Genomic DNA, 13,535 nt, shown 5'->3' with positions numbered 1-13,535 from the left:
TAAAAGGGTTGTGGCTTTATAATCGTTGGAATTTTTTAAGAGGCTGTCCCACTTTAGTAACTAAGTGTTCCACTCTTAAAGGAAATTTTAAAGAAAGGGAAAGAACAAAAGCATCACTGCTAGTGCCTAAAATAGGGTGTTATGGTGTCACGGGGGAGACTTGAACTCCCGACCTCCGGCTTATGAGGGTTTAAAAATAAACTTTGTGTAAGCACCAAAAAGACGGCACACAGCCAGTTTCACACTAGGTATCTGCTACATTTTGCTACAAAGTTATATTGCATAGGTAACAAAGATGCAATATCTAGTCAAACGAAATGACATATACTACTTTAGAGTAGCTATCCCACTATATCTGAGGCCTTATTTTGGTAATAAAACCGAATATATAACCTCCTTCCTCACAAAACGCTTTGATACAGCAAAAAATCGTGCTAAGATCTACTCTATAATTTTTAACGCGATCAAAAAGGCATGGAAGATGAATTTGAGCAGCGAACTTATAGAGCACTTGGTGCTTATGCTTTTAAAAGCCAAGGAGGCCAAAAGTATCAAAGAGCATGATATGCTTGGCAGATATATAAATTTAGATGGACTACTATCACTAAATTTGTTTTTAAAACAGAGTTTAAAAGAAGATAGCTTGCCCAGTGTCATATCAAAAGAGGTTGATGATATCTGCAAAAAGCTATCTTGCGCCGATCCTCAAACCAAAAAGTTTCTTGGCAAAAGAGTGCTTGAGGCAACGATAGATAACATAAATCACATATCATATAAGATGTGCAAAAACCAAAAGCTACTAAATGATAAGCAACAAGCATTTGTGCCACTTAGCAAAAAGCATAAGAGCACAAATTTAGATGATGGCACCAAAGATGAGATAGCAAAGGGCATTAAAGAGGCTAACATAGATAGCTATCAAGACGACATAGAGGCTTTAAAAAAGCAGAATTTGGTGCTACCTTTTACTAAAAAGTCTTTAAAGCACTCTGTTTGTGAGCTAAGAGATGCTATAAATGAGCTAGCCAAGCAAAAAGGCGCACTCACACAAAACGATATCCTAAGAATATTTGGTTGTGAGCTATCGCCAGATGGAGATAACGAGCTAAGCGATGATCTAAAATTTGGATATGGAAATTTAAATGATCCTACCTTTGGTGGTCAGGTAAAGCTATATAAGGCAGATAAATATGAAGATAAAGGTATAGTTTTAAGTGATATTGAGGCTAAAGATCTTGCGATAGATGACACAAGTGATGCTAGTGGCATGACTTTCAATGAAGCTATAAATTTCTTTCAAAAGCTCTTCTCAAATAGAGCTAAAAGTCTTAGATACAAACTAGACTCTTCTACTAAAAATGAGAGTAAAGCTAACTTGGTCACGCTAAATAGCGCATTTAAAAACTATATATCAAACACAAGCATTTCAAATAACTGGAGTGATAGCACATTTGGCCTTGTTAGACATGTAGGGCGGTTAATGTCTATGAAATTTGGCGACGAGCTAGACATCAAAAAGATAAAAAGAGATGACTTACTAAATTTTAGAAATGTCTTACTACAACTACCAACCAAGCTCTCTCAAAATAGTCTCTATAAAGATAAAAGCTTAGATGAGATCATAGCTTTAGCAAAAGATAGACCAAAAATTTCTAAATCAACTATCAAGAAATATATTGTTAGAGTTAGTGAGTTTTTTAAATACTGCTACGATAGCGACTATATAGATAAGAATCCAGCTATAGATCTACAAATAAATTTAAACCAAGATGACGTTACAAATAAAAATCCTTACGAAGATAGTGACGTAAACGCACTTTTGGATATTGTGAACAAGATCAGATCAAGTGGTGATACTAAAAGTCAAAGAATTAGCAAAGATGAGCTATTTTTCGTTACCCATATAGCAGCTTATTCTGGCATGAGACTAAATGAGATAATCCAGTTAAACACAGATGACATAGTTGAAAAATATAACATAGTATGCTTTAGTTTAAATACAAAAATAGATGTAAAAACAGGCAAGAGCAAGACTTTAAAGACCAGAAACTCTGTAAGGATAGTTCCTATCCACTCTAAGTTAAGTAGCATTGGGCTATTTGAATTTATAGAGAATAAAAAGAAGCTAGCTAAGCAAAGTGGCAAAGCAGTTAGGCTATTTAGCTGTGACAATAAAGACTTTTCTGAGTATTTTAGAAAGAAGATCAATACTAAAGTTATAAAAGATGATGATAAGACAAGGACATTTCACTCATTTAGACACACTTTCATAAACAAGCTCATCCAAAGCGGCCAGAGGGTTGAACATATAGCTGCCCTTGTAGGGCATGAACAACAATACAAGATCACTATGAATACTTATGGCGAACCAATAACTCCTAAAATTTTAAAGGATCTAGTTGAAGAGGTAAATTTTGATCAAGAAGGAGAATAGTGAGTACTTTTTAATTGTAAATGCATATAGTCATTTACAATAAAATACGATTTTATTTAAAAAACAATCTTGTCTGTATCTTATTACACACATTTTTGTGCTATAATTGTATTGCATTACATAATTCAGGGATAAGCCATGTTAGATCAACTTTTTTTAAAGAGCAATGACCTTATAAGGTTAAATAATCATAAATTCAAAAGATATTTTATAGATTCCAAGGATTTATCTCATAGGCTTATTGTTATCCTTGGGCAAAGAGGTATAGGTAAAACAACTACTTTGGCTCAGCTTGCCAGTAAAAACAAAGATAGTCTTTACTTAAGCCTAGATGACATAGAGATATCAAACGATATAACCTCGATTATAAGAGAGTTTGTATTAAATGGTGGAAAGCATCTATACCTAGATGAAATTCATAAAAGCAAAGATATATCGGCCGTATTAAAATTTGCCTATGATAATTTTAAAGAGTTAAATATAGTAGCTACTGGCTCGTCTGCTCTTGAAGTGTTAAAAAGCTCTCATGATTTAAGTAGAAGAGCAATAGTGTATAAGATGAGCGGAATGAGCTTTAGGGAGTATCTAGGGCTAAGGTATGGTATAAATTTAGAAGCGGTTGAGCTTACAGATTTACTCGCAAATCATCAGGAGATAGCTGTTGATATTATTAATGCCTTAAAACAAAAAGATCTAGCAATCATTAAGCTTTTTAGAGAGTATCTGAAGGTAGGCTACTATCCATATTATAACGATATGCCAAATGATACTGCCTTTTATCAGACTCTAAAACAAAGTATAGAAGCTACGATAGATAGCGATCTTTTAAGCATATATCCAAATTTAAACGGCAACACGGCAAGAAAGCTAAAGATCTTAACTCATGCCATAAGCGCAAACGTCCCGTATCAGCCAAATTACTCAAGCCTAAAATCACTTGTAGACATAAGAGATGATAGGACACTAAAAGAGTACCTTGCTATGCTTGATAGTGCCGGGCTTATTAGGCTTCTCATGAAAAACGAGTTAGCTATAAAAAATATGGATAAGGCGGACAAAATTTACCTTGAAAATACAAATTTAATGTATCTAAATAATCCCGATATGGGCAATGTGAGAGAAACTTTCTTTGCCAATCAGCTTGGAAATATCACTGAAATTTACTCTGGTAAAAATGGAGATTTTATAGTGGGAGAGTTTGTCTTTGAAATAGGTGGAGCTAAAAAGAGCTTTGAACAGATAAAAGATATGCCAAATTCGTATATAGCAGCTGACGATATTGAAGTCGGGGTTGGAAATAAAATTCCACTTTGGCTGTTTGGGTTTTTATACTAGCACTACTTTGGCAATAAACTATTGCTAGTATAAAAAGCAATTGTGGAAAAATCACCTTGACTCAAGACAAATTAAGCGTTTAGTTATGACTTCATCTTACTGTTTGTTAAATCTCTTATTAATTTCAATTGCACAAACCTACAAGAGCAAAATCAAATTAACACTCCTGAAATAAGTTTAAAATAAGCTTTAATATAAAAAAATTATTAGTAATATATATTTTAATAGCATAAAAATATAACAAAAAAATATATTTATACTTGTAAAAATATATTTTTTAATGTATATTTAATAAATAAAAGCCTAATATTTTATGATATTAAATTTCAGCAAGAAAGGAGAAAACATGGAATTTTTAATGGTTCTTATGTTTTTCGTCGCAGCTCTTTTGCTGTGGCTCAAGCCTGAGAAAAAGCGCGCGGTTATGGGCTTTGGTATTGCAGGTGTCGCGATACTCGTCATCATGATGGCATGGGTAAATAAATTTGCCGTCGTGCCTATGGGAAATTTCTAGGAGCGAGCGATGGAAAGTATGCAAGATAAAATGTCTCAAAGCTTCACCCGCAGCACCGAAATTTCTGCGGGCTGGGGCGATGATGAGAAGCTATTTTTCAACCTTTTTGCCCTCGCGGCGCTCGCTCTCATCGCTTTGCCGGTAGGTATCGCATGCCTTGTTTTGGGCTTTGGTATGGGCGATAGTCCCTGCATTATGTGTTGGCATGAGAGATTTTGCATGGTAGCGATCTCGTTTATGGCGCTAGTTATCGTTAGATACGGCTTTAAGGTCAAATACCTCGCTGCAATCCTCTTTTTAGCGTGCCTTGGGCTTTACGACGGCTTTTTACACTATAGCCTTGACGGCACTGGCGGCGGCTACCTCGACATCAAGCAGGGCTTCGGGCTTGAAATTTTAGGCGCACACACGCAGTTTTGGGTCGTAGTGGTACATTTTTGCGTCATTATATTTTTGGGTGTGATTTTGCTGCTAGGCAAAAACGTAGGTAAAATAATGCAAAAAAGTGAAGAGGGCGCATACGGCGCGGTTTTACCCAAATTTGCGCTAGGCAAGATAGCCGTGGTGGCCTTTGCTATCATCATGGCTTTTAACTGCGTCCAGGCTTTCATCACGGCAGGCCCTCCGCCCTATCTAGCCTCCGCGACGCCTTCGCGCATGAGCATCGATCCGTCAAAGTGGTTTTGGGAGCTTGATCACTGGGAAGAAACCGAAATTGATTTTCGCGAAAGCTGGAATCCAAAACTACCGAATTTACCGAAGTGAGGTCGCGATATGAGAAAAATTTTAACCTTAACCCTTTTGTGCGCTGCACTGGCGCTGGGCGGCGAGTTTAATCTAAATCCTGCGGATGGCGCAGTGGTAAATTTAACGCCGCTACGCAAAATCGGCGAGATAACGCCAAATTTAAACAACAATAATCCCGTCACGGGGCTTGACTACGACGCAGCAAGCGGAAGCTTCTTGCTCGGTACGCTAAAATTCGAGCTCTACGAAATGGACGGCGAGCTAAAAACCGTAAAAAACTATCTACGAAGCACACCCGATTGGATAATCCAAATGGAGGAGACCGTCGCAGCAAGTTTTTTTAAAGGCTCGGTAGGGCTCATGAGCTATAATAAAACCTATGAGTTTTTCAAACCCGCACCGAATCAAAGTAAAGAGGAAGCGAACAAAGCGTGGCGCTATCTGCACGACGGATACGAAAATTTCACGCTCGATTTCAAGGACCGCTACTCCACTGTGCGCGCCAAACAACAGTTCATCCTTTCATGGGATCACTCGGATTTCTATGGTGAGTTTTTTGTCGCTAGCGTGCCCGATGACATCAAGCAAAGCTGGAGCGTGGCGAGCTTTAGTGACGCCGATAATCTGCTCTCGACCGAGTTCGTGCCGAGCTTCGATGAGGCTCTCGGCGTAAAGGACGGCAGGGATATAAACGACTACTATACCACGGGTATGGATGCGAGCGGCGAGTTTGTTTATCTACTCTCGAAGCAATACTCAAGCATCCTAAAGCTCGATCCGCGCAGCAGAAAGATCGTGGAGGTTTATAGCTTTGAAGGTACGAGCGATGCCCATGCACTCGCTATTAAAGAGGGCAAATTCTACGTCGCATCCAGAGAGAACGGCGTGAATAAAATTTTTATTTTCGAGAGATAAAATTTAAGCCGTCTTTTGGGCGGCTTATTTTAAAAATAATCTAGAACATAGTATTTAAGCTCTCGCTCATTGTCGAACTGATATCTGCCAAATAATTTTTACCAAGTTGCTTAAAGTCCATTTTGTTATAATGTTATTACCAGAAGGAGCAAAAATGAAAGAGTAAATTCTAAAACTGCCAGCATATTCTACACCGATTAAAGCAGGTAAGGTAGCCTAGTCGCAAAATGCAGACATAAAGAGACCGAAAAGGTTATAAAAACGATGATAAAATAAACTCATCAAAAAGACATCGGCACTCGGCATCGTAAATTTAGCAGACTCCGCAAAGCCTGATCACTGGTGAAGATTCTCTGGACGCAGGTTGCTATGGAGCCAGACGGAGCAGTGTAATATGCGGTAAGCTATTTTTCGGGGAAGAATTGGTATAAATTAATTAATATCTTCTTTAAAATGGACTGAATATGAAAATATCAAAGGTAAATATAAAAGATTTTAAAAGATTTAAGGATCTAACCTTAGATTTAGGCGATAAGCCAGCGAAAATAATCGCATTGGTTGGTACTAATGGATGCGGTAAAAGTAGTGTTTTGGATGCTTTTATTGCATGTGGAGGAGATTATAGCGGGCAAATTGGAAATGGTAATATACCGGAAATATTTTACAGAACAGGTAACAAATGGGCGCATAAACTAATATCGATTGAATATTTAGATGATGAGGGCAATATCATTGACAATAGCAAATTATATCATGATCATGATTTCTATAAGAACAATAGGAAAATTATTTTTTCATTCAGAAGTCCATATCGTTACAACACTAGTTTAAATATTAGCGAGATTAGAGCAACAGATCCTATTGAAAACAATTCTGATGGAGCGAGCTGTTCATTAAATTTAGACAGCAAAGTAGAGAATAATTATAGAAGATTATTGGGATTTTATAACAAAGTTATGGAAGAGGAAGATATTAAGCCATCTGAAGCTAAAATCAAAGTCATAGGCTTATTAAACCAATCTATAAAAAACTGTTTAGATTTAGAAATTGTTAGTTTGGGAAATGTGGCACAAAATGATGGTACGCTAAATTTTAAAAAATCAGATTCAGATATAACATTCTCATTTGATAGTCTCTCTGCCGGAGAAAAGGAAGTTGTTGATATTTTATTAGATTTATTTTTAAGAAGAGAGAAATATAAAAACTCTATCTTTCTATTAGATGAGCCTGAGTTACATATTAATACATCGATTCAAAAAAAATTAATGATTGAGATAGAAAAACTAATAGGCGATGAAGGGCAAATTTGGATTGCGACTCACAGTATCGGTTTTTTACGGGCATTTCAAGAAGAGCTATCTGGGAAATGCCAAGTTGTTCAATTTGAAGATAATATGAAATTTGCTTCAGAAGCTATAACATTGACCCCTGTTGCAAACAATAGAACAACATGGAAATCTATTTTCAGTACAGCTCTAGATGACTTAACTGGATTAATAGCTCCTAATAGAATTATTTATTGCGAAGGACGAGATGAACCCAGACCAGATGGCTCTGAAAGAGGGCTTGACGCTCAAGTTTTAAATAATATTTTTAATGCAGAGTATCCAGATACTGTTTTCGTCTCTAGCGGTGGAAATACAGAGTTGGATCAAAGAAGCAGCATTGCATTAGCGATATTAGGCAAGGTGTTTCCCAATATGGAAATTTGGGTTTTTAAAGATAGAGATATGGCATCAGGAAAGCTAGTATCAGAAAAAGAGAGGCAAGAGTATTTAGCTAATCAGGATGCAAGATTTAGAGTAATGAAAAGGTGGGAAATCGAAAACTACCTATTTGATGAAGAGGTATTGAGAAAATATTGTGCAGTAAATCAAAAAAACTTTGATGAAGTTAAATATAAACAAAATTTTACAGATTTAATAAACTCAGATGTTAAATCACAATTTTCGCTGATCAAAAGTATTTGCTCAATTTCAACTCATATAAATCCCGAGAATTTTAAAATAAATTTATCAAAGCTAGTGGCTTCAGATATGAATATTTATCAAGAATTAAAGTCTTGTATATTTGATAGAAAATAGCTATTTAACGAGCTATGATGTCTGCTACCAAATTTAATATCATAATCTATCAAATGTGGTTAAATTTTACCCACAATATTTAAAGTCAAGAGTTATGCAATGTTGTGTCTCTTTTGGTGGTCTATCGAAAAAATCACAATTTAAAGGTCGGACTTTCATCCGACCCAAGTATCAGAAAAAGGGAGAAACTAAAATATATATACCGCGCCGAGTACTATAAATGCTCTTAGGCAAAAGCCGCCTACAAGCACGCCGTATTCGTTATAAACACAGCTTTTTACCTCCTCGCCGCCGTGCGCACAGACGCTGCCGTCTGCGTTAACGCTGCAGCCGCGAAGCATAAATTTGCTTCCGCCTAACAGCGGCAGTGCAAGCCCAAACACGACAAAGCCTATCCAAAATATCGGCGCAAGCGAGCCGCTGACTATCTTAGTTACGCTAGCCATGCCTGCAGCCTCACTTCTCACGCTCGCAAACAGCGCTAGCACCGCAACAATCTCAAGCGCGACTAATACGACGTGAAATTTATGCGCGCAGTGGCTTAGCCCGTGCCCTGCATTTAGTGTAGCGGCGGCGTTTGCACTAAGCCCCGTAGAGATCGCGGAGATCGTAAATAAAATCGGCAGCCACACGCTAGCCCAAAGCGGGATCGCCTTTACGACGTAAAGTAGTAGCCCGGTATACCCCATCACTCCAAGCGCCAAAATAGCTCCGAGCGTGAGCATCATATCGCAAATTTTACCGCTCTTTTTGATCTGCAAAAGCACCAAAACGCTGACTACGATGAAAAACGTAAGTAGATACGTACCTATGCTCATCATCGAAACCGGGCGCGTATAGAGCTGTAAAATTTTAAGAGGATTTATCGCGGCGCTCGGTGCCAAGTCAAATAGCAAAAGCGCAGTTCCTATTATTACCGCAACGGGTGCTAGCAGAAAGCCGAATTTATAAAATCTCTCGTTTAACGAGCCCAAAAAGCCCTTATAAGCCAAAGCCGAGCACAAAAATGCCCCGGCGCCTAAACCGCCCAAAAATAGATAGATGACTATGAGCCATCCCCAAGTTGTTTGTTCCATTATCTATCCTTTAACTCTTAAAAGTTAGAAGAGCTCTTGATTGCTCTATCTCGTTTTCAAGATATAAATTTAAAAAATCAGCAAAGCTCACATAAGCTTCTAAATTTGTAGCTTCCTTACAGCGAGAGCTAAATTTATAAAACCACTCAAACGGATGAGTGCGGATGAAGTCATATTTTTTATGTAAAATTTCATCCATTTTCTCTTTTTCGTCTGCTTGTAAGGCATTGAAACTTAGAAAGTAAAGGTATTGCAGCTCGTATCCGATGAAGTCATCTGGAAATTTATCAAACTGCTCTTTACTAAGCTTTAGTCCAGAGCTTTCATAAAAGCTTCGCACCTGCATAGTCTTCTCGCCAAACATCGTTTTATAATCAAAATAAACCGACTCATATGGCTCAGCTTTTGGGTGTCTTGGCCCTACAAAAAGCCTGTTAAATTCATATCTTAGATCGTCTAGCAAATTTAGATCATCTTTGCACTTATTTAGCCAAAGTATGAAGTTGTGATTTTTAAATTTATCACTAAAATTAAGGCTTAGGCTTATGAGCTCATCTAAATTTTGCTCTCTAAGCTCTACTAAGAAAAATCGCCTTAAAAAGTCTTCAACACTAAGGCTAACGCTAAGCTTTTCTTTGATCTTACCCATCTTTTACTCTTTAGTGTATGAATTCGTTTCGCTTCATTCTTGGATAAAAGCGGATGTTTGGCTTGGTAAAGAAGTGCTTAAAGCCTGGCATCTCTTTTTGCATACCAGCGCTGTCGCTGACGTTGCTATCAACAAGTTTTAGTACTCCACACGGACAGCCTGCTACACAAGCTGGCTCTTCGCCACGCTCAAGTTTTTCAGCGCAGAGATTGCACTTTTGAGCTTTACCGTCCTTGCCTTTTGTGATAGAGCCATAAGGGCAAGCCATCAAGCAGTATCCACAGCCTATGCACTTATCATGAAGTGGCTGTACGACACCATTTTCTAGCTTGATATATGCTCCAACTGGGCAGACATCCATACAGGCTGGCTCATCGCAGTGATGGCAAGAGTGAGTTATAAAGATCTCTTTTTCTATGCCATCTTCGTGTATCATAAGGCCATCAACATGTCTCCAGTTGATATCTGGATCTTGGTTGTGATAGACTTGACATGAAATTTCACAAGCCTTGCAGCCTATACAAAAGTTATAATCAAATAAAAAACCTTGTTTTCTTTTCATCTTAGACCCCTTTACATCTCTTGTTTAGCTGCTTTTTTTACTTCACAAAAGCTAGCTGTATAGGTTGAGCCATTTCCTAGGTCACTAACGCCATCAGAGCAAAGTATATTTGCCCCAGTTCTTGATTTAGTCACTTTTACCCAGATGTTGTTCCACGCATAGACTATGCCTGGGTTCATTTGATTTGTCTCGACTGCTGTAAAGACGGCTGTTCCCTTTTCATTTGTTGCCTCAACTGTGTCTCCGTTTTTGATACCGCGAGCCTCCATATCTTCACGTGTCATAAATAACTCAGCATTGCCTTTAACGATAACCCTTTTTAGGATATAAGGCATATTGCCCCAGTTTGAGTTGTCTTGGAGCTGAGTACCTGGCGTCATGAAATAAAGCGGATATTTTTTGAGATAGTCTTTTCCAAATTTATTGCTCTTTTCATAGTAGTCCCAGTCAGTTTCAAGGTCTATTACTGGATGATATCCTGCGTCTTTAAAGGTTTGTGAGTAAAGCTCGCATTTTCCACTCTTTGTACCAAATATTAGTTTGTCTTTTGGCGTATAAGGGTAGTACGGGAACTGATCTTTCATCGTTTCAGGCGTTCTAAATGGCTTGATCCAGCCGACTGATTTTAGTTTTTCATAGGTGATGTTTTGTTTTTTGGCAAATTCTGTATCCAAAAAGCGTCTGCAAACTGTTTCGCTATCCCAGTTAAAGCACTCTTCTGTATAGCCCATCGCTTTTGCAAGAGCGTTGAAGAACTCTAAATTTGTCTTAGCTTCGCCAAGAGGTTTTACACTTTGAGCGTTATAACAAACATATCCAGAAATTTGGTCGTTTTGGATATCCTCACTCTCCATAAATGTAACACCAGGTAGCACATAGTCAGCATAGTCGCAAGTATCGATATCATATGGATCAAGGACAACTAAGAAGAAGTCATCGTCCATTATGCGTTTTTTGATCAAATTTGTATTTGGCGCTGTTACCATTAAATTTGAGTTGTAGTTGATACATGCTCTAATGACCGTGTTTATAGGCTTGTCAAGATATGTTGGATTTTCTTTTTGTATGCCTTTACCAAATTCTATATAGCTTACTTGCTGTCTTTCTATCTTTTTGCCATCTTTATCTTTTGGAGATAGGTCTGGCATACAGTTGTCGAAATTAAAGCAGCCTTTTACATGCACATATGCCCAAAATAGTCCGCCACCAAGCTTTGTCAAGGCGCCAGTTAAAACTGGTAAAAATGTAACCGCACGAACAAGTCTTGCTCCGTTAAAGTGTCTTTGTCCGCCGTCGCCGTGCATGATAGCTGGTGCTTTTGCGTGAGCGTACTCTCTAGCAAAGACTTTTATCTGATCCACACTTGCTCCGCACATCTCAGATAGCTCGCCATAGGTATAGAGTGAGCACTCGTGCACTAGATCTTCAAAGCCTGTTGTGTATTTTTCTACAAATTCATGATCATATAGATCTTCTTCTATTAAAAATTTACAGACCGCTAGACAAAATGCAGGGTCACTAGATGGTTTTAGCTGGATAAACATATCAGCTTGGTTTGCAAGAGGAATTCTTATCGTATTTATAACGATGATCTTTCCGCCTCTTTTTTTAACGCGGTGAGCAAATCTTATCCAGTGTACGGCTGTGTAAGCTTCGTTTGATCCCCAGCTAATGTACATATCACTCTCATCGATCTCAAGTGCATCTTTTGAGAAGTCAGTACCTATAACGCTAGGAGTACCCGCGTATCTTGGCCAGTCACAAGGGTTTCTAACAAGCCTTGTGGCTCCATATTTTTCAAAGAAATTTCCCGGTGCGATAGTTTTCGAGATATGTCCTTCGTTGCCAGAGTAGACAAACTCAGTCAAAGCCTCGCCGCCAAATTTCTCTTTTATCTCAGTTAGCTTTGCAGCTATCTCTTTTAAGGCTTGATCCCAGCTTATCTTTTCCCATTTTCCTTCGCCCTTTTTGCCGACTCTTTTCATAGGGTGCATGATGCGGTCGGCGTTATATAGGTGCATGGCGTAGGTGTGGCCCTTGACGCAGACTGTGCCTTGCGTTAGAGGGTGTTTTGGATCGCCTTTTATGCTTACCATTTTGCCGTCTTTGATCTCAGCGATCATCGAACAGGCATCACGGCAGTTTCTAGGACAGGTTAGGTAGTGGTACTCTACATTTTCCTCGTTCTTATAGGATTTTGGGTTAAAATCCACCTCAAATTGCTCCATACCAAATAGACTAGGAGCTGTTCCAGCTGCTGCTAGAGCTGCTCCGGTGCCTTTTAGGAAAGAACGTCTTTGCATGTTTTCTCCTTAAATTTGATGGCTATTTCATCTCAAAGATAAAAACTTTATTCTCTTTGCCTTCTCGTGAGAAGATGTAAAATTTATTATCTTTGATCGCTAATGCTCTTGGGTTATTTACCCCACTAAAACTAAATGCCTCGTCTATCTCTTTGGTGGTCAAATTTAACTTTAAAATAGTTGAGAAATTTTTGCTTAAAAGATAGAGCGCATCGGGCTCTACGTCGATGCCAGTAATGTAGTAGTTGTTTAAATTTCTACCCTCTTTTAGCTGTAAATTTGCTCCAGCTTTTGGTACAAATTCTTCTAAGATCATCTTATCGTCGCCGTCAAATATAGCGACACTCCAGTAGTCTCTAACGTCATTTGGCACGCTAGCTGTGAAAAATTTATTCTCACTTTCTAGGTAGTCCCAGCCTAAGATGTACTGCTGTTTTGATCTAATGGTAGAAAATCTGCCCTTGTTACCAAGGTCATTTAGCTTCCACGCGTCATATCCAGCCAATAGGTGCCTCCACTGGCTATTTTGCTCATCTTTACTAAGGTTGCTAGCTGGCTCATAGAAGACAAAAGTCTTGTTGTAACTTATCATGCCAAGCTCTTTTTTGTACCAAGTAGCTCCGACTGTTGCTTCCATCTCCATTATAAAATGGCGGTCGTGCTTAGCATAACTTAGAGGCTTTAAATTCTCATCTGCGATGTAAAATTCATTGTCGTTTGAGACAAGAGCGAACTGCTTTTTGCCTTCATCGTAGTCAGCTCCAGTTATTGCATTATCATTTTGCAAATTTAGAGTGAGCGTATCTTTAAGACCTAGCTCTTTTATGTTTTGGATAGCTCCATTTTTGCTATCCATGTCAAAGCTAAAACCAAAAGCAAGGCTTGCTAATGCGATAAAAAATATTATCTTTTTCAT

Annotated in this window: 11 protein-coding genes; 6 read left to right on the top strand and 5 right to left on the bottom strand. The window is 38.3% G+C overall.

All coding sequences use genetic code 11. From position 1 onward, the window contains the following. Nucleotides 1–295: 295 nt before the first annotated feature. The 6 genes from A3223_RS08985 (at nucleotide 296) to A3223_RS08965 (ending at nucleotide 8,029) form a co-directional block, all read left to right on the top strand. Nucleotides 296–2,434, top strand: coding sequence for a site-specific integrase (locus A3223_RS08985; protein WP_084110010.1), 2,139 nt, complete (start codon nucleotides 296–298; stop codon nucleotides 2,432–2,434). A 138-nt stretch (nucleotides 2,435–2,572) separates the two neighbouring features. Then, the gene (locus A3223_RS08980) at nucleotides 2,573–3,769 is read left to right on the top strand and encodes an ATP-binding protein (RefSeq protein WP_084110009.1); all 1,197 of its coding nucleotides are present in this window, start codon (nucleotides 2,573–2,575) and stop codon (nucleotides 3,767–3,769) included. A 346-nt stretch (nucleotides 3,770–4,115) separates the two neighbouring features. Then, on the top strand, nucleotides 4,116–4,283 hold the full coding sequence (locus A3223_RS09685; RefSeq protein ID WP_155463265.1) for a hypothetical protein: 168 nt from the start codon (nucleotides 4,116–4,118) through the stop codon (nucleotides 4,281–4,283). Between the two features lie 9 nt (nucleotides 4,284–4,292). After that, nucleotides 4,293–5,048, top strand: coding sequence for a disulfide bond formation protein B (locus tag A3223_RS08975; protein WP_084110008.1), 756 nt, complete (start codon nucleotides 4,293–4,295; stop codon nucleotides 5,046–5,048). A 9-nt stretch (nucleotides 5,049–5,057) separates the two neighbouring features. Beyond that, complete coding sequence (locus tag A3223_RS08970; RefSeq protein ID WP_084110007.1) at nucleotides 5,058–5,945, top strand: hypothetical protein; 888 nt, start codon at nucleotides 5,058–5,060, stop codon at nucleotides 5,943–5,945. 464 nt (nucleotides 5,946–6,409) lie between these two features. Continuing rightward, complete coding sequence (locus A3223_RS08965; RefSeq protein ID WP_084110006.1) at nucleotides 6,410–8,029, top strand: AAA family ATPase; 1,620 nt, start codon at nucleotides 6,410–6,412, stop codon at nucleotides 8,027–8,029. 188 nt (nucleotides 8,030–8,217) lie between these two features. On the opposite strand, the gene nrfD is transcribed toward A3223_RS08965, so the two are convergent. Genes nrfD through A3223_RS08940 form a run of 5 tightly spaced genes read right to left on the bottom strand, consistent with a single transcriptional unit; the run spans nucleotide 8,218 to nucleotide 13,535 of the window. After that, entirely contained in the window at nucleotides 8,218–9,105 is an 888-nt protein-coding gene (gene nrfD / locus A3223_RS08960; RefSeq protein ID WP_084110005.1) for an NrfD/PsrC family molybdoenzyme membrane anchor subunit, read from the bottom strand. A 10-nt stretch (nucleotides 9,106–9,115) separates the two neighbouring features. After that, nucleotides 9,116–9,754 carry a TorD/DmsD family molecular chaperone gene (locus tag A3223_RS08955; protein WP_084110004.1) on the bottom strand — a complete coding sequence of 213 codons (639 nt, stop codon included), beginning with the start codon at nucleotides 9,752–9,754 and terminating at the stop codon, nucleotides 9,116–9,118. 10 nt (nucleotides 9,755–9,764) lie between these two features. Then, nucleotides 9,765–10,316 (bottom strand): 4Fe-4S dicluster domain-containing protein, encoded by a 552-nt coding sequence (locus A3223_RS08950; protein ID WP_012140509.1) that lies wholly within the window; start codon nucleotides 10,314–10,316, stop codon nucleotides 9,765–9,767. Nucleotides 10,317–10,327: 11 nt separating this feature from the next. After that, entirely contained in the window at nucleotides 10,328–12,619 is a 2,292-nt protein-coding gene (locus A3223_RS08945; protein ID WP_084110003.1) for a molybdopterin-containing oxidoreductase family protein, read from the bottom strand. A 22-nt stretch (nucleotides 12,620–12,641) separates the two neighbouring features. Next, nucleotides 12,642–13,535, bottom strand: coding sequence for a hypothetical protein (locus A3223_RS08940; protein ID WP_084110002.1), 894 nt, complete (start codon nucleotides 13,533–13,535; stop codon nucleotides 12,642–12,644).

This window comes from Campylobacter concisus (assembly GCF_002092855.1).
GTDB lineage: Bacteria > Campylobacterota > Campylobacteria > Campylobacterales > Campylobacteraceae > Campylobacter_A > Campylobacter_A concisus_AI.
The sequence above is the reverse complement of the archived record's forward strand: the minus strand, read 5'-3'. Positions and strand labels throughout refer to the sequence as shown.